17 protein-coding genes are annotated in these 16,724 nt (G+C 69.2%); 8 read left to right on the forward strand and 9 right to left on the reverse strand.

Translation table 11 applies throughout. The features are described from left to right. Positions 1–70 precede the first annotated feature (70 nt). On the reverse strand, positions 71–1,552 hold the full coding sequence (locus AN215_RS18835; protein WP_070011880.1) for an Nramp family divalent metal transporter: 1,482 nt from the start codon (positions 1,550–1,552) through the stop codon (positions 71–73). 70 nt (positions 1,553–1,622) lie between these two features. Between AN215_RS18835 and AN215_RS18840 the strand changes: the two genes are divergently transcribed. Further along, on the forward strand, positions 1,623–2,360 hold the full coding sequence (locus AN215_RS18840) for a FadR/GntR family transcriptional regulator (RefSeq protein WP_070011881.1): 738 nt from the start codon (positions 1,623–1,625) through the stop codon (positions 2,358–2,360). A 299-nt stretch (positions 2,361–2,659) separates the two neighbouring features. Beyond that, positions 2,660–3,112: a helix-turn-helix transcriptional regulator gene (locus AN215_RS18845; protein WP_079123269.1), complete on the forward strand. Its 453-nt coding sequence runs from the start codon at positions 2,660–2,662 to the stop codon at positions 3,110–3,112. Positions 3,113–3,170: 58 nt separating this feature from the next. Here the strand turns inward: AN215_RS18845 and AN215_RS18850 are convergent, their stop codons facing one another. Genes AN215_RS18850 through AN215_RS18860 form a run of 3 tightly spaced genes read right to left on the reverse strand, consistent with a single transcriptional unit; the run spans position 3,171 to position 5,999 of the window. Beyond that, positions 3,171–4,166, reverse strand: a complete 996-nt coding sequence (locus tag AN215_RS18850) for an aldo/keto reductase (protein ID WP_070011883.1) — start codon at positions 4,164–4,166, stop codon at positions 3,171–3,173. After that, positions 4,144–5,385, reverse strand: a complete 1,242-nt coding sequence (locus AN215_RS18855) for an MAB_1171c family putative transporter (RefSeq protein ID WP_070011884.1) — start codon at positions 5,383–5,385, stop codon at positions 4,144–4,146. The genes AN215_RS18850 and AN215_RS18855 overlap by 23 nt, the downstream gene beginning before the upstream one ends. Continuing rightward, entirely contained in the window at positions 5,382–5,999 is a 618-nt protein-coding gene (locus tag AN215_RS18860) for an ImmA/IrrE family metallo-endopeptidase (protein ID WP_139140761.1), read from the reverse strand. The genes AN215_RS18855 and AN215_RS18860 overlap by 4 nt, the downstream gene beginning before the upstream one ends. Before the next feature lie 412 nt (positions 6,000–6,411). Between AN215_RS18860 and AN215_RS18865 the strand changes: the two genes are divergently transcribed. Next, entirely contained in the window at positions 6,412–7,488 is a 1,077-nt protein-coding gene (locus AN215_RS18865) for a chitinase (RefSeq protein WP_070011886.1), read from the forward strand. 224 nt (positions 7,489–7,712) lie between these two features. On the opposite strand, the gene dacB is transcribed toward AN215_RS18865, so the two are convergent. Then, positions 7,713–9,320, reverse strand: coding sequence for a D-alanyl-D-alanine carboxypeptidase/D-alanyl-D-alanine endopeptidase (gene dacB / locus AN215_RS18870; RefSeq protein ID WP_171904220.1), 1,608 nt, complete (start codon positions 9,318–9,320; stop codon positions 7,713–7,715). A gap of 61 nt (positions 9,321–9,381) precedes the next feature. Further along, positions 9,382–9,870 (reverse strand): ATP-binding protein, encoded by a 489-nt coding sequence (locus tag AN215_RS18875; protein ID WP_245694547.1) that lies wholly within the window; start codon positions 9,868–9,870, stop codon positions 9,382–9,384. A gap of 166 nt (positions 9,871–10,036) precedes the next feature. Here AN215_RS18875 and AN215_RS18880 point away from each other — a divergent pair, with 166 nt between their 5' ends. Together AN215_RS18880 and AN215_RS30450 are read left to right on the forward strand one after the other, a co-directional pair. Further along, on the forward strand, positions 10,037–10,951 hold the full coding sequence (locus AN215_RS18880) for a helix-turn-helix domain-containing protein (RefSeq protein ID WP_070012101.1): 915 nt from the start codon (positions 10,037–10,039) through the stop codon (positions 10,949–10,951). Beyond that, entirely contained in the window at positions 10,914–11,042 is a 129-nt protein-coding gene (locus tag AN215_RS30450; RefSeq protein ID WP_245694602.1) for a DUF397 domain-containing protein, read from the forward strand. The genes AN215_RS18880 and AN215_RS30450 overlap by 38 nt, the downstream gene beginning before the upstream one ends. Positions 11,043–11,108: 66 nt before the next feature. Here the strand turns inward: AN215_RS30450 and AN215_RS18885 are convergent, their stop codons facing one another. Together AN215_RS18885 and AN215_RS30675 are read right to left on the reverse strand one after the other, a co-directional pair. Beyond that, a complete protein-coding gene (locus AN215_RS18885; protein WP_070011888.1) occupies positions 11,109–11,336 on the reverse strand; it encodes a DUF2188 domain-containing protein in 228 nt (75 codons plus the stop codon). A 62-nt stretch (positions 11,337–11,398) separates the two neighbouring features. Next, entirely contained in the window at positions 11,399–11,515 is a 117-nt protein-coding gene (locus AN215_RS30675) for an LPFR motif small protein (RefSeq protein WP_253186494.1), read from the reverse strand. Between the two features lie 867 nt (positions 11,516–12,382). Here AN215_RS30675 and AN215_RS30895 point away from each other — a divergent pair. The 3 genes from AN215_RS30895 to AN215_RS18895 all read left to right on the forward strand — a co-directional run bounded on the left by AN215_RS30895 (position 12,383) and on the right by AN215_RS18895 (position 15,549). Continuing rightward, a complete protein-coding gene (locus AN215_RS30895; protein WP_420856195.1) occupies positions 12,383–12,748 on the forward strand; it encodes a DUF3592 domain-containing protein in 366 nt (121 codons plus the stop codon). Between the two features lie 357 nt (positions 12,749–13,105). Continuing rightward, entirely contained in the window at positions 13,106–13,942 is an 837-nt protein-coding gene (locus tag AN215_RS18890; protein WP_245694548.1) for an ABC transporter ATP-binding protein, read from the forward strand. Then, positions 13,939–15,549: a transporter gene (locus AN215_RS18895; protein ID WP_070011889.1), complete on the forward strand. Its 1,611-nt coding sequence runs from the start codon at positions 13,939–13,941 to the stop codon at positions 15,547–15,549. The genes AN215_RS18890 and AN215_RS18895 overlap by 4 nt, the downstream gene beginning before the upstream one ends. A gap of 121 nt (positions 15,550–15,670) precedes the next feature. Here AN215_RS18895 and AN215_RS29895 read toward each other — a convergent pair whose 3' ends face one another. Next, on the reverse strand, positions 15,671–16,522 hold the full coding sequence (locus AN215_RS29895) for a hypothetical protein (RefSeq protein WP_171904222.1): 852 nt from the start codon (positions 16,520–16,522) through the stop codon (positions 15,671–15,673). Positions 16,523–16,724 lie beyond the last annotated feature (202 nt).

The following is a 16,724-nucleotide window of genomic DNA, read 5'->3' on the forward strand; positions in this document are numbered from 1 at the left end:
CGGCGCCGCCCGCTCCGTTGCCGCGAGGCTCGACGGGCGCGGGACGGGCGGGGCCGCCGGGACGTTCCTCTCAGCCGAAGATGTCGAGGATCTGCTGCCTCACCGTCAGCACGGACAGCACACCGAAGAGCAGGACGACCCACACCAGCGCGGCCACCCGGTATCCGCGCACCTTGATCTGCGAGGGGAGCGCCTTGCGGTTCATGTAGAGCAGCAGCCCTCCGTAGACGAACATCATCAGTCCCGCGACGCAGGCGGAGATGACGAGCAGCACCAGCGGCTGGTCGATCCCTATCAGCAGGATGGTCATCCCGATGACGACGAGCCCCCACACCAGCCAGAAGTACAGCCGGCTCTCGGACAGCTGCGACTTGCGCATGTACGTCGACTTCAGGACATCGGCCGCGAGCCTGCTCGTGTAGTCGACGATGCCCGCGGCGGCGCTGAACAGCGCGAATGCGCCGATCATCCAGAACAGCACGCCGAACCAGTCGCCGACCTGCGACTTCAGCGCGTCGCCCTCGTCCTTGAGGAAGGTCACGTCGTCGGCGAGACCCTCGGTGCCGAAGAGCGTGGAGTGCGCGAGCAGCGAGGAGAGCACGATGGTCAGGACGGTGACCAGGCCGAACGTCAGGGCCTGTTCGGTGTTGGCGAACCGCCACCAGCGCTTCCAGCGCTCCATGTTCTCCGCGTCCGGTACGAAGACGTAGCCGGTGGTGGCGCCGGGACCGGTCGCGGAAGCGGCGGCGGTGGTGTCCTCCTTGCCCGTCACGGGGCTGACCAGCCGGGGCACGTACTGGCCCATGCCGAAGCCCTTGTCCCGGATCCAGTTGCTCTGGCACAGGTTCTGTCCGCCGCCCGCACCGGCGTATGCCATCGCACCCATCAGCACGGCGACACCGAGCTCGCTGGGGAACTGGCCCACGTGCGTCACGCCCTGAGGCAGATCCGCCCAGCTCGACGCGTTCACGGCGAAGATCACCGCCAGCGCGAAGAACCCGCCGATGACCGCGACCTTCAGGAACAGCAGCCGCTCCAGCGCCGTGTAGACGACAGGGGCGAGCGTGAGGATCGCGCCGATGCACGGCAGCAGCACGAGGGCGATCATGGTCGGATTGCCGCCGAAGACGTACGAGGCCATCGTGGCGGAGCTGGTGACCCAGCCGGGCCAGAGGTTCGCCGCGTACGTCAGCAGCACCATCACCGCGCCCCAGTGCCGCCAGTACCGGTTGAAGCCGGTCACGGCGGTCTCGCCGGTGGCGAGCGTGTAGCGCTCGATCTCCATGTTGAGGAACCACTGGGTGACGACCCCGACGACCGCGCCCCACAGGAAGACGAGCCCGGCCTGCGAAGCGATGTACGGCCAGAGGATGAACTCGCCGGAAGCGAGCCCCACCCCGGCTCCGACGATGCCGGGACCGATGATCTTCCACGTCTGCCGGGGCGGGGGAGGCAGCTCCCGTACCTCCGGCGGCGGCAGATTGCGGGTGCTGAGCGGGAAGGGACCGCCGGCTGGGCGGCCGGTACCGCTTCGGTCGTCCGTGTGCGTCATCGGGGGAACGCCTCTCTTGGGCCTGGTCGAACGCGGTCACGTAATGTGGCGGCAATCATCAAATGATTCGATGAGTGCGTCCAGGGGGTGGGCAAAGATCGTGGAGCAGTACCGGACCATGCACCAGCGGGTCGTCGACGAACTGGGCCGGCGCATAGTGAACGGCCTGGTGGAGCCCGACCGGTCGCTGCCCGTCGAGGAGAAGCTCGCCGGCGAGCTCGGCGTCAGCCGCGGGGTACTGCGCGAGGCGGTCAAGGCCCTGGCGGCCAAGGGGATGCTGCGGAGCCGCCCGCGCACCGGCACACGCGTACTGCCCCAGGAGTGCTGGAACCACCTGGACCGCGACGTGCTGCGCTGGCAGCAGACGTGCGAGCCGCGGCAGTTACTGACCGAGACCTGCGAACTGCGGCGGGCCGTCGAACCCGAGGCCGCCGGACTGGCCGCCCGGCGGGCGGGACCCGGTCACATACAGGCCATGTTCGAGGCGCTGGTGGCGATGGAGTCGGCGGCAGCGCACCCGGGGCTCGGCGAGTACGTCGAGGCGGACATCGCCTTTCACCGGGCGCTGCTCGACGCGAGCGGCAACCGGCTGTTCGGTTCGCTGGGACGCGCGGTCGACGTCGCCCTGGAGCACAGCTTCGCGGTCAGTTCGCAGACTCCGGGAGCGGTCGAGGCGTCGCTCCCCGCTCATCGCGCCCTGGCGGAAGCAGTGCGGGGCGGCCGTTCCGCCGAGGCGTCGGCGGCCGTCCTGGCGATCATCGAGTCCGCAGAGCAGGAGATCGCGCGCTCGCCGGCGGGCCAGGGGTGAGGCGACTGTTGAGAGTGATGCGCCCCGCCCCTCCCCCGCGGGGGGCGGGGCGCACCGGGCTTCGCAGGTCCGCCCCCTCGTTCCCCGTTCACGTGCGGGCGCATCACAGGTGAAGCACTGCTGCACCTCGGGCCCGCGCGACGGCCGGGTCTCCCCGGCCTGTCCGCTCGTATGGGCGACCAGTGACCCTCTGTTCATCTCAGCGAACATGGACGAAGGTAGCCGCCGACACGTGATCATGTCAACTATGATGGACGCAGCCTGAGTTGGAGGTCATCTCAGCGAACGAAGGGGTCCCTGTGCCTTCACTGGCCGAGAAGATCGACAAGCTCTTCAAGACCGTCACGCCCGGTGGCAGGGAGTACACCTACGAAGAGGTCGCACGGGGCTGCAGTGAGCTGTCCGCCGGCACGTTCTCCAAGACCTACATCTGGCAGCTGCGCACGGGACAGCGGGACAACCCCACGAAGCGGCATCTCGAAGCCCTCGCCGCGTTCTTCGACGTGCCCGCGGCCTACTTCTTCGACGAGGAGACCGCCGACCGCGTCGACACCCAGATCGCCCTCGCCTCCGCCCTGCGCAATGCCGAGGTACGCGACATCGCCCTCCGCGCCATGCGCATGGACGACACCGGGCGCGCGTCGTTGCTCCGCATCATCGCGGAGGTCAGCGAGCTCCAGTCGTCCGACGTCAGAGGCAACAGGGAGAAGGACGGGCCGGGCCACGGGGAGAAGGGGCGGGGGAAGGCCTGAACATCCGGGTGTGCGCCCGGCCCTGTCTCCGCCCGTCCCGGTCTCCGCTCCCGGCGGTTCAGTGGCCGAGACGCGCGAGCGCCTGATCGGGATAGCGGCCACCGGCGACGGCCTGCGCCGGCACCGCCTCGCGGAGCCGCGCCACCTGAGCCGGACCGAGGGTCACGCCGGCCGCTTCGGCGTTCTCCTCCAGATACCGCACGCGCTTCGTCCCCGGAATCGGCAGGATGTCCGGGCCCTGGGCCAGGAGCCAGGACAGCGCGGCCTGCGCGGGCGTGCATCCGATCTGCCCGGCGACGTCCTTCACGGCCTCGGCCAGGGCGAGGTTGGCCTCGATGTTGCCGTCCGCGAAGCGCGGCCACCGCCGGCGGTTGTCCTCCTCGGACAGGGCCTCGCGGGAACGGAGCGCACCGCCGAGCATGCCCCGCCCCAGCGGCGAGTACGCCACGACGGCGACCCCGAGCTCACGGCAGGTGGCGAGCATCTCGCCCTCCACCACATCCCTGGTGAACAGCGAATACTCCAGCTGGATCGCGGCGATGGGATGCACGGCGTGTGCACGGCGCAGGGTCCGGGGACTGACCTCCGACAGACCGAGGTGGCGGACCTTGCCGGCCTGGACCAGCTCCGCCATTGCGCCCACCGTTTCCTCGACGGGTACGCCGGGGTCGCGCCGGTGCGCGTAGTACAGGTCGATGTGTTCGGTCCCCAGCCGCGCCAGCGAGGCATCACACGCGGCCGGCACGTACCCGGCTGAGGTGTCCACCTCGTCCACCCTGCCGCTGGCGGCGTCGCGCCTCAGGCCGAACTTGGTGGAGAGGAAGACCGCGTCGCGGTCGCGGCCGCGCAGCCAGGCGCCGACCAGCTCCTCGTTCGCGCCGGCGCCGTAGACGTCCGCCGTGTCGAGGAGGCTGACACCCAGTTCGGCGGCCCGGTCCAGAGTGCGCAGGCATTCCTTCTCGTCCGCTGCACCGTAGGCGATCGACATGCCCATGCAGCCGAGACCGATCGCGGACACCTGCGTGCCCGTATCACCCAGCGGCCGGAACTTCATCTCGCACCTCTTTCTCGTCTGCCCCGTCACGCCTGATCCTCGCGTAGGCCTTCGCCACGAGCAGCAGCCAGCCGAGTTCGCCGGCGTAGTCCTCGCCGATGCGGGACACCGTGTCACCGCCGGCAGCCGCTTCGCCGCGGGGTGCGGGCGGCGGCCGGTCGCCGGCCTTCGCCCTGAGCGCCTTCTTCAGACGCGCCGCCTCCACGGCCGCGCGCTCCGCCTCGCTCATGGGAGGTTCGCCGCGCACCCCGGCGGCGGTGGGTTCCGCACCCATGTAGGGGCGCATAGCGAGCAGACCGTCACGGATCTCGATCACCCGGCGGTACAGCCGGAACCGGAGGTCGCCGTATCTGACCCGTTCCACGAACGACGGAGCCGGCGGATTGAGGGCGATCTCGGGCACGGCCCGGTACAGGTCGTTCCAGAGCGGATACAGCCGCTGAAAGGCGACCCAGTTGGCGATCCACATCCGGGCAGCCGACAGCCGAGGTCCCCAGGAGGGCATGGTGAACCCGGTCGCAACGAGGAGAATGCCGATGCCGTTGGACATCGGGGTCACCAACTCCCATTGCAGGGGGTCGAGTCCGGCCTGTACGGCGACGACGGCCCAGGCGCGGTTGACGCAGTAGGCGATGTAGATGGCAGCACCCACCGACGTGGTGTACAGGCCGCGGCGGAGCCACGCACGGCCCGCTGCCTTCGCGTACCGCCGTCCCAGCCGGGCGATCTCGGCCATCCCCGCGGCGAACGCGGTCACGTACAGCAGCAAGTACGCCGCGACCACGGGCCGGTGAGCGTTCTGCAGCAGATAGTGCGGCGACCTTTCCTGCCCGTCGGTGCCGGCCGCGTACCAGAGGACGAACATGGTCACGGCCACGAGGCCGAAGAGAGTGATGCGGCGCCGGACCTTCGGCCAAGCCTGCTCGGCGGGGTAGACCCAGAAGACCAGAGCGGCGAGGAACGCCGCGCTCGAAGTGACGCCGCCCGAAAGATGAATGCCCAGTGCGCCGAGATTGGGCACGCCCAGATATTCGTCGACTCCCGCCGAGACCACCGGGGTCGACAGCGTGAACGAAATTCCCTTGAACATGAGCGCGATGAGCAGCGCGAACAATGCCGGGTCCCGCCGCCCCGGCCGCACATGGCGGAGTTTGTAGAGGAAGGCAAGGGCGCAGATCCCGGCGCTCAGCGGAAAGAAGACACTTTTCAGTTCGATCATGAGGTCTCCGCCCCAGGGGTCTTCCGTTCGCGGCTGCCGCGGCCGGCGGACGGCCCGTCGGCACGCCGTCGTCGCAGCGAGCGCTCGATCCGCTCCACCGCCTCCGCGTCTTCGGCACGTACTGCCGAAACCGCCTCCAGCTCCGGGCGGTTGATGCGTTCGAGGATGAGGGACGCGGTGACTTCCGCCTCCCTCTCCTCGAGACTCGAGTAGTTGCCCCGCCCGAGTATCTTCTGTACGAGTTCGGGGCCGAGGTCGGGGAAGAGCAGCCGGGCGGTGTCACCGCTGATCGATTCGCCCGTCCCGCTGCGGTGGCCGCAGACCATGTGCGCCAGTTCGTGCGCGATGATGTGGTCCTGGTGAGGCTTGCTGGTATCCGCCTCGTACACGATGAAGTCGACCGCCTCCGTCATGATCCACAGCCCGCAGGGGTGCGCGCCGGGCACACTCACCGGCACCAGCCGGAGCGGGCGCTCACGTCTCTCGCTCAGCTGGTCGCACAGTTCGGAGATGTCGCACTGGTCCGGCAGATTCAGACTTGCGAGGAGTCTCTTGCTCGAGCGGCGTATTCGCTTCAGCTCATGACTCCGGTGCCACCAGTTCACTCGGCGCAACGCGTACTCCTGGCTAGAACCCTGCGTCCCCGTACATGGGCGGCAGCGCCGTCCGCACAGAACACCGCTTCACACGTCCGTTGTCCGGCTGTTCGTCGCCCCGGCCGCCCGGCCGCCCGGCTGCTCGATTGCGCTGCTGCTCGGAATGCCGCATGTGGTCGCAATGCCGCACGCCGGCTGCCGACGATAGCGCGGTGCCGGCCGGGAATTGAACCCGGGCCCTCGGACACGTGTGAGGGCCTGTCAGTTGCGTTCCTTAACCGCGGCCTTCCGCCTCCTTAACTGTGGCCTAAGTCCCATCGGCTGCGGACCGCATCGTGCGGTTTGTCCCGGCCGCGCCCGATAGCTTTGTCGCACGCCGGAACACGCGCCGGAACACGCGACTCCCGTTCGCCGAAGGAGGCAGCCCGCGATGAGGAACCGCGCCGAAGCGCAGCCTTCCGGCGGGAGCCGCACGGTGAAGCCGGTCCTGACTTCCCTGGCCGCGGCGGCGGTTGCGGCGTCGTTGCTCGCCGGCTGCTCGACGGGGCAGAACGACCCGGAGCCCACCGGCCCGCCCCCGGCGAAGACCCCGCCGAAGGAGAGCGAGGCTCCCGCGCCGGACGCCTTCGCCCCGTACGTGGACACCTCGCTCAAGCCCTCGTTCGACCTCGTCCGGAGCGCCGAGAGGACCGGCGTGAAGGAGTACAACCTCGCGTTCGTCTCCCCGGGCGGCGGCCGGTGCGTGCCCCAGTGGGGCGGCAGACAGAAGCTGACCGGCAACCCCGTGGCCGCGCAGGCCGACGAGCTGCGCGACAAGGGAGGGGACGTGCGGGTGTCGTTCGGCGGTCAGAGCGGCAACGAACTGGCCCGGGCCTGCCGCTCGGTGGACGCACTCGCCGCGGCGTACACCGAGGTCATCGACGCGTACGACTTGACGAAGCTCGACTTCGATCTCGAAGGCCCCGCCCTGAAGGACAAGAAGGCGAACGAACTCCGCAGCCAGGCGATCGTCCGCCTCCAGCGGCAGCGCCCGAACCTGAACGTCTCCTTCACCCTCCCGGTCATGCCCTCGGGCCTGGGCGCCGACTCCCTCGCCGTGCTGAAGAACGCGCAGAAGAACGGGGCGCGGATCAACAGGGTCAACATCATGGCCATGGACTACGGCACGTACTACGACGGCGACATGGGGAAGTACGCCGTGAAGGCCGCGACCGCCGCGCATCGGCAGATCCAGCCGGCCCTGGGCATCGAGGACGAGGAGGAGGCCTGGGACTCGCTCGCCGTCACCCCGATGATCGGCGTCAACGACGTCAAGGGCGAGATCTTCCGTCCCGGCGACGCGGCCGAGCTCAAGAAGTTCGCGGACAGCAAGGAGCTGGGCGGCCTGTCGATGTGGTCGGCGACCCGTGACAGGCCCTGCCCCGGAGGAGCCGACTCCAGGGCGCAGGCGACCTGTTCGGGCATCGGCGAGAAGACGGACGTCTTCACGGAGGCGTTCACGGACTGAGCGGGGGCGGGGCGGGCCGTCGGCTGACTGGCCGGTGCTGTCGCGCTGCCCGTTCCGACGACTGAGCCGGGGCGTCGCCGCGCATCCGGCGGGTTGGGGCGGCATCTGAAGGGGATCTGACCCGTCCCCTTCAGATGCCGCGACGGGGCTCGGACCGGGCCCGGACCGGGTGCCGTGCTCACAGCGTTCGGCACCCCGGGCTCCCGGCGCCCGGGCCGGCGACGTCAGCAGCGGACCGGCTTCGTCCAGGAGCACTCCGCGCCGAATGTGGGAGCCGGGGTGCGGCCGGTGTCGCGGTCTCCACCCCGCTTCTCGGCCGGCTCGCCTTCCTTCCCGTCCGAGGCGAGCGCCACCACGATCTCGTCCTCGACGCCCTTCACCGAGTCGGCCATGTAGTTGTTGAGGATGATGCTGAACGTCAACTCGCGGCCGTCCGCGTCGGTGACGTACCCCGACAGTGCCGAAGCGCCCGTCAGTGAGCCCGTCTTGGCGTGCGCGTTGCGCTCGGCGGGGGTGTCGCACATGCGGGAGCGGAGCGTGCCGCCCGTGAGCCGGCCCGGTGCGCAGGCGATCGGCAGCGCGTCGTACCACTGCTTGAACCACGGCTTCTTCCGCACCGAGTGGAGAAGCGTGGCGAGGTGGCCCGCGGAGACGTTGTCCATCCTGGACAGACCCGAGCCGTCGACCTGCCGCAGCGTTGCGGTGTCCACGCCCTCCTTGTCCAGGAAGCCGCTGACCGTCTTCAGCCCCGCGCTCCAGGTGCCCTCGCCGGCCGACTCGTGGCCCATCGTCTTGGTGAGGACCTCGGCGTGGTTGTTGTTGGACAGCTTCATGAAGGGGACGGTCAGCTCTTTCAGCGGCATCGACGAATGACGCGCGACGCGCTGGGCCCCGTCCGGCGTGGCCTTGCCCAGCTCCGTCTCTCCGGCGACCCGGACGCCGTGCCGCTTCAGCGCCTCGGCGAAGACGGACGCGGCGTATCCGGTGGGCTCCCACACGCTCGTCCACGACTCGTACGGCTCCGCGCCGACGGGGATGCCGCCGCTCACAGTGATCTTGTTCCCGCCGTGTTCGCGGTCGACGGAGAGCGTGTTCTCACCGTTCCCCGCGACGGTGGTGGCGTCGACCTCGACGTCGACGTAATCGTTGTCCGGCGTGACCTTCACCTTGGGGTCCTCGCCCGCCGCAGCGCCCGGTACGGCCTCGATGTACACGCTGCCCGTGTCGTAGTCGGTGTCGGGAGCGAGGCTCAGCGCGGAGATCTGCGAGGAGTAGTACGCGGACTCGTCGTCGGCCGCCCACGAGCGCCCGAGCCGCTCCGAGTCGAACCGGGTGTCGTCGGCGACCAGGCTTCCCGTCACCTCCTCGATCCCGGACCCGGCGACCTCGGCCGCCATCGCGTCGTAGTCCTTCGCCAGCAGCGTCGGGTCGCCCGTGCCGCGCACGTACAGGTCGCCGTCGAGACGGCCGCCGTCGCGGTCACCGTGCGCGAGTACGTCGGTGCGGTATCGGTACCCGGGCCCGAGGACGTCCATGGCGGCTGCCGAGGTCAGCAGCTTGGTGTTGGACGCGGGCACGAGCCGCCGGTCGCTTTGGTGACGGTAGAGAGGCTTGCCGCTGCGCGCGTCGGCCACCACCACGCTCGAACTGGCCCCGTCCAGCCGTTTGCCGGAGAGAATCCGCTCGACGGCCTTCTGCCACGAGGGCTCGTTCTCCGGCGTGGCGGTACGGGCGCCGGCCGCGCCGCCCGTGCCGAGCACGAGGGCGAGCCCCGCAGCCACGGCCACGACCCTCGTACGAACCGGGAACCAGGAAGGTGTGTGTCTCCTCATGGCAGGAGAGCCTGGCAGCCCGCGGGCGATGCCGCGACGGATCTGCGGCGCGAGTTCTCGGTCATCGTCTCCGGGGCGAGAGGTCTTCCTGCTCGACTTCCGCCCAGACGGTCTTCCCGACCGGGTGACGGGCCGACGTTCCCCAGCGGGCGGCCAGGATGTCGACGAGGAGGAGCCCGCGGCCCGATTCCTCGTCCGGGTCCGGAACGACAGGACGGGCGGGCGGCGGCTCCGGGTTCGCGTCCGCCACCTCGATACGTACGGTGCCTGCCTCCGGGGCGTGGCTGAGACGGAGCCGGAAGTCGCGCCCGGGGACGCGGCCGTGCGAGACCGCGTTGGCGGTGAGCTCGCCGACGAGCAGCGCGACGCAGCACGAGAGGTCCGACGCCGGAGGGTGATCCCACTCCGCCATGCGCTTCACAGCCAGCCGCCGGGCGAGGCGCGCTCCACGCGGCGAGGAGGTGAACTGCATCGAGAACACGTGCAGTTGAGGTTCTTGTACGGGCCGCGGCTCGGGGCCGGGGTCCGGGTCCTCGTCCTGCGTGGTCATCGCGTCGAGCATCGTGCCGCCCATCCCATGTCGTACGTGATTCGTGACTTTCCGTGTTCAAGGATCGGTATGCGGGCCTATGCTCGAAAGGTGGTGAAGGCTTACATCACTGGTCGTAAGGAACGGAAGTAAGGCCGTGGCCAACGAAATCGATCCCGCTTCGTCCATGGCCGCGCTCTTCGGTTCCCGGGTACGAAGGCTCCGTACGGCAGCGGGCATGACCCAGGCCGAACTCGGCCGCAGGACACACGTGGTCAGCACCCGCATCACGCAGGTCGAGCGGGCTTCGGGGGCGAAGCCGACGCTGGAGCTGGCACGTGCTCTGGACAACACCCTTGACGCGGACGGGTTGTTGGCCGACCTGTGGCCGTACGTCCACCGCGAGACGTTCCCGGACTGGTCCCGGGCCTTCATGGCGTACTCGGCGCGGGCGGTGAGCATTCGCGAGTACGCGGCGCATGTGGTGCCCGGGCTGCTGCAGACCGAGGAGTACGCCAGGGCCCTGCTGGGTGTCGGCCGATCGCTGCTCAGCGAGGAGCACTTGGAGGAACGGCTCTCCGCACGAATGGAGCGGCAGGAGCGGCTTGGTTCCGCTGACCGGCCCGAGGTGTGGGCTGTCCTGGACGAGGCGGTGCTGATGCGGCCGGTCGGCGGACGTCCGGTCATGCGCGGTCAGTTGTCCAGGCTGCTGGACGCTGCCGAGGACCGCAGGGTCACGGTCCAGGTGCTGCCGTTCGACCAGGGCGAACATGACTTGTTGGGCGGCTCGATGACCGTCCTGACTCTGCCGGACGAGACCGAAGCCGTCTATCTGGAGGGCGCCGACTACGGCCAGCTCATCGAGGAACCAGGCGAAATCAAACGTCACTCGCTGATTTATGACCGCTTGCGGGCGGTGGCTCTGCCGCCGAAGATGTCGCTCGACATGATTCGCTGCGTGATGGAGGGCAACCACCGTGGAGTCAGTGTCCCGTCCCGGTCTGAACGGCGCCGCGTGGCGCAGGAGCAGCTACAGCAACCAGGAGGGCGGCAACTGCGTGGAGGTGGCGGACGGGTTTCCCGGCGTCGTGCCCGTACGTGACAGCAAGCGTCCACATGGCCCGGCCGTCGTGGTTTCCGCGTCGTCGTGGTCCGCGTTCGTCGGTGAGCTGAAGTCCGGCCACCCTTCCTGACCGAAGAACGGGAGGCCCGCAGCGTGCGGGCCTCCCGGACTTTTCGTGTGCACGAGGTCAAGAGCCTCAGCCACGAGGGGAGTTGGGGGCGTCCCCCGCGGTGAGTGTCCGCTTGTCGCGGATCTTGCCGTCCGTGCCGTGGACGACGAGTTCACCGCCGCCGTCGTTCTGGATGATCTCCCGTGCGCGCTCGATGGCCGCTTCCTGAGTGTCGGTGTGGGTCGTGGCCTGCACACCGTCGGGGTTGAAGATCTTCCACTGGTCGCCGTCGGGGGCTACGTGCCGGTCACCCATGATGGGCCTCCTGTCCTTCGTCTTCCTCTTACGAGTTGACTCCTGGTGGCCGCCTGCAGCGGCTACGCGCGTCTCTTCGCGCCGCCCAGCAGGCGGCCTACGAGACGGAAGGGCAGCGTGATGACCGTGAGTATCGCTGAGAGCACGGTCTGGATCGCGCCGACGATGGCGGCGAGCACAGCATGCCTCCAATGAATGGGGTCGGCTTCGGCGGCCGGGTGCCCAACGCGAATGGGGTCATGCATCGTTCAACCGACTGTTCATCCCGGTGCGTTCGGGCCGGGCCCCTGCGCTCCGGCCGCATCTGCGCCCAGTTCGCCGCCGGTTCGGCGTCGGCGCCACGACCGCCTACCGGTGCATCGCCGTGGCCGTCGAGGTCCTGGCCACCCTCAAGAGCTGGCGCCTCTCACGCAAGCTCCGTTGTCCGACCACCCGCATCACCCCCTCCACCTGACCTGCCCGAACTGAGGTTGGGAAAGGCTCAGTTCCGGGATGAGGGTCGGCCGAATATGAGAGGGATCGGGCTTCTGTGACGCGCCTGATGCAATTCGGAGAAGAGACTTGAACAAAGGAGCATGAATATAGGTTGGGCATGGCGATATTGCATCTCTCCATGGGGGGCGATGTGCGAGAAGCCGAGACGGAAAGGTGGAGAGGGGACGCTGCTGAGTGACGGGTGTCGGTCCCGGTCGGGCGCCTCTCGCTTTCTACGCGCTTGACCGGCGGCAGGGTAATGCATGTGGGGCGTCGGAAACCGAGGTCCGTCCTTAGCCGCCGCACCTGGTTCCAAGGGGTCGAGAGGGGCGTGAGAATGATCCAGCGCCCTCGTCAGACCCAGTTCGGTGCTGCCACTGGCGTGAGCCCGGAACGACTTGCCGCCGGCGAGAAATTACCGCCTGGGGCCATCGGGAGCTTCGCGCTCAGGGGATGCACCATACTGTTCGGCAAGTACGTTACGTTACGGAAAAATCTCGGGGGCATTCATCATGGCATCGATCAGGAACCACAGGCGGGTCGGGGCGTTCCGGCTCTTACTGGCATTCGCAATGGGAGTTGCGTGTATCGGCGTAGGTCTTTACGTACACCGGCAACACCAGCCGTATGCGAACGGAGTTTCCGCGACCGGTACGGTAACCGGAGTGAAGCAGGATAAAAGCTCAGACGGGGTGCTGTACGGGCGGGTTTTTTCTTTCACCACTTTGAACGGCCGGAAGGTGTCGGTCACTGAATCCGAATATCGCAGCGCACGCCCGGATGTGGGTGCCAGTGTCCAGGTATCGTATCTCAAGTCGGATCCACAATCCGCGCGAATCGTGGAGAAGAGTTTTTGGATGCCCGCTGTATTTATTGCGATGGGGGCTCTGGTCACATTGGCGAGCTTGGCGACTCTCGTGTCGAGGCGGGCGCGTTAGGCGGTATTCTGTTTGGTGAGTCGCTGTGATGAGCCTTTTCCAACCCGGCCGGTCGGGTGGGTGGTTGGGCTGAAGCTGCAGGGCGGTGTCCGGACGTGAAGCAGCTCCTGGTGGACGGGTGATTGTCGAGATCAACTGTCCTGCCAGGACTTCCGCGCGCTTGTCCACCCGTCACTGAGGTCGGAAAAGGCTCCGTCACGGGGCCATGGCTCCCAGCACACGTATGGATATTGAAGCGCGGCCCGGGCATGGTGATCCGGGCAGCGCCGGACCGGGACGCCGGAGCCCGTTCCGCCTGCGGACCGGAAGCCGGATGGGTGTCCTTGCCGCCGGCGGAGAACGAGGAGAGGCACGGCCGTGACACTGCACGATCCACAGCAGCAACTCGACGCCACCGACCGCCGGAACGCCGCGGCGGTGCGGGTGCGGGGGCTGCGGAAGCAGTTCGGCGGCCAGGTCGCCGTCGACGGCATCGATCTCGACGTTCCCTCCGGGAGGTTCGTCGGTCTGGTCGGTCCGAACGGCGCGGGCAAGACCACCACCCTCTCCATGATCACCGGCCTGCTCCGTCCGGACTCAGGCACCGTCGAGGTGGCCGGACGTGACGTGTGGCGCGACCCCGTGGACGTCAAGTCCCGCATCGGGGTGCTGCCGGAAGGGCTGCGCCTGTTCGAGAGGCTGTCCGGGCGCGAGCTCCTCGGCCATCTCGGCGCTCTGCGCGGCTTCCCCCGCCAGGAGGCGGAGCGGCGTACTTCGCAGTTGCTCGACACGCTCGATCTCGTCGGCGCGCAGCACAAGCTGATCGTCGACTACTCCACCGGCATGCGGAAGAAGATCGGCCTGGCCGCCGCGCTGCTGCACAACCCCGAAGTGCTCTTTCTGGACGAGCCCTTCGAGGGCGTCGACCCGGTCTCCGCCGAGACGATCCGAGGGGTGCTCGAGCGCTACACCGGCTCCGGAGCGACGGTCGTCTTCTCCAGCCACGTCATGGAGCTGGTGGAGTCGCTGTGCGAGTGGGTCGCCGTCATGGCCGTCGGCAGCATCCGGGCACACGGCCCGATCGGGGAGGTCAGGGGCTCGGCGGGCTCCCTGCACGAGGCCTTCCTGCACCTCGTCGGAGCGAACGGACGTGGGACTCCTGGGGACGGCCTCGACTGGCTGGGCGGCGGCAGCCGGTCCGGCGGTGCCGAGTGAGGGCGGCGGCACCGTCCGTCACCTGGACGTTCACGCGACTCAAGCTGTCCCTGCTGCGGAACGGGCTGCGGCAGTCCTCCGGCCGTACGGCGGCCTTCGTCATCTCCATCGTGCTCGTGCTGCTGCTCGGTGCGGGGCAGCTCCTGGGGCTGATCCTGCTGCGCGGCAGCGAGCACGCCGCCGCCGGGGTCGTGCCGCTTGCCGCGCTGATGGCGCTCGGCTGGGCGGTGATGCCGGTCTTCTTCCCCAGCGGCGACGAGACCCTGGACCCCACCCGGCTGGTCATGCTTCCGCTGCGGGCCCGCCGGCTGATGCCGGCGTTGCTGATCGCCTCCCTCGTCGGGATCGGCCCGCTGTTCACCGTCCTCGTCGCGCTCGGCGCGGTCCTCGCGCTGGCGCACGGCGCGGCCGGGGTGGTGGCCGCGGTGATCGCCCTCCCGCTGCTCGTTCTCGTGTGCCTCGCATTGGCGCGGGCTGTGGCCGCCGTGAACGTCCGTCTGCTCACGAGCCGCCGCGGCCGGGATCTGGCGCTGCTGAGCGGCCTGGTCATCGCGGTGGGAGTTCAACTGCTCAACCTGGGTGTTCAGCGGCTGAGCGACGCCGGGGGACTCTCGGCGCTCGAACCCGTGGCGGACGTGCTGGCGTGGGTTCCGCCCGCCTCGGCGGTGGCCGCCGTGCAGTCGGCGGGTGAGGGCGCGTACGGCCCCGCCCTGGCTCAGGTCGCCCTGTCCGCTGCCGCGCTCGCGGTGCTGCTGTGGTGGTGGTTCCGCAGCCTGGACCGCCTGATGACCTCACCGGACGCGTCGACCGTCCAGGCCGTCACGGCGCGGGAGAAGAGCCGCGGACGCACCGGCCGTAAGGGACTCACCGGCCTCCTGCCGCACTCCCGCACGGGTGCGGTGATGCTCCGTACCCTGCGCTACGCCTGGCGGGACCCGAAGACGAAGGTGGGCTGGGCGTCCTCGCTCGGCGTGGGAATCCTGCTGCCGGCCGTGTTCGCGGCTCAGGGCAACGGAAGTGTGTACAACGCCTGTTGGGTGGCGGGACTGCTCGGCATCCAGATGTACAACCAGTTCGGGCAGGACTACTCGGGCTTCTGGCTGGTGGCCTCGACGATCTCCTCCGCCCGTGACGCCTACGTCGAGACGCGTGCCCGGATGCTGGCCATCGCGCTCATCGCCGTGCCCTACGTCACGGCGGTCGTGGTGGCCTACTCGCTGCTCCTGGGGGAGTGGCAGGCGATCCCGGAAGTGCTGGGGCTCGCACTGGGACTGCTCGGTGTCCTGATGGCGACCGGTGTCTACACCTCGTACCGCTTCCCCTACTCCATCCCGCAGGACAGCGGCTACAAGAACGTCGCCCCCGGTCAGGGCTCCCTCGCCTACCTCAGCATCTTCGGAGGCATGGCCATCGGTGCGCTGCTGTGCGCACCACTGGTCGCGCTGACGATCTGGCTGCACCTCTCAGGAGGTCACGCGTGGCTGTGGGCCCTGCTGCCGGTCGGGCTCCTGTACGGGTTCTCCGCCCCCGCCCTCGCTCTCCGGGGCGCGGCACCCCGGGTGGCGGCCCGCCTCCCGGAGATCCTCACGGCGGTCAGCCGGGGCTGACGGACTACGGACTACGTACTACGGTCGGCGGCCGGCGGACTGGACGACGGCCGGCGGCAGGCCGGTCTCGTGCCGCCCGACTCGCGGTTGCGGTCAGGCTGTTCGCTCCGGTCCAGACGTTCTAGCGGTGACCGCCGCCCCGGTGGTGACCGTCGCCGCCCCGGCCGTGACCGTTGCCCCGGTCGTCGCCGTCGTGGCGGCCGTCGCCCTTGCCGTCGTCGCGGTCGCGGTCGTCGCCGCCTCCGCCGAACAGCAGGCCGATGAGGCCGCGCAACAGGCCGCCGCCGTCGTCACCGTCGTCGCCGCCATCGTCTCCGCCGCCGTCACCGCCGCCGCCGTCACCGCCGCCCTGGGCGCCCCCGCCGTTCGAAGCGCCGTCGTCACCGTCGCCGTCGCCGCCGTCGTCTCCGCCGCCCTGCGAGGAGCCGCCTCCGGCGTCGTCCTCCGGCGGTGGCGGTGCGGGGTTCTCGTCATTCGTCGGGGGAGGCTGCGAGCCGGGGCGCTTCCCGTCGTCCTCGCCGCCGTTACCCGCACCGTCGTCCGCAGGCTGCGAGGAGCCACCGGTGTCCGGCTGGTCGGGCGTGGAGGTGTCGGCGTCCTCCGCCGCCTCCCGGGCGGCGATGTCCGGGTCGGGCGAGATCGAAACGGCAGGTCTGTCGCCGCCGCGTACATCCCGGTCCGCATTCATCGCCTGCAGGCTGAACGTCACCGTGCCGAGCGCCACGGCCGAGGCGAGGCCCACGACGACGCCCTTGCCGCGCCGGCTCGGGCGCCGGTGGCTGGACCGGTACAGGAGCTCTCCGGCGATGATCTTTCCGGTGTGCTGCCCGGACGACGGCGATGAGGCCCGGGGCCGGAAGGCTTCGAAGTCCGCCGCCTCGATCTCGTCGGCCGCCATCGGCACGCAGGAGCATGACGATGTGCCGTCCACCTCGATGCGTGCACCGCACCGGGCGCAATTCAGTGCTGCCATCGCCGGCCCCCTCGTTGGAATCCGTCGTGACGCGTTCCCTCGTTTCGCCGTCCGCGCGCTGGTCCGGGCGCACGGTTGGCAGGTCAACACCGAACATAGCCAGGCGTTCGGTCATGTGTGAGATAGTTGTCAATTTCTGCGCGGTGCTGTTTCGACTGAACCGTGCTGAGTTTGGGCCGCTGTGCCACGAATCGGCCATGCC

The sequence above is a fragment of the Streptomyces abyssalis genome (assembly GCF_001751365.1).
In the GTDB taxonomy this organism is placed as follows: Bacteria; Actinomycetota; Actinomycetes; order Streptomycetales; family Streptomycetaceae; genus Streptomyces; species Streptomyces abyssalis.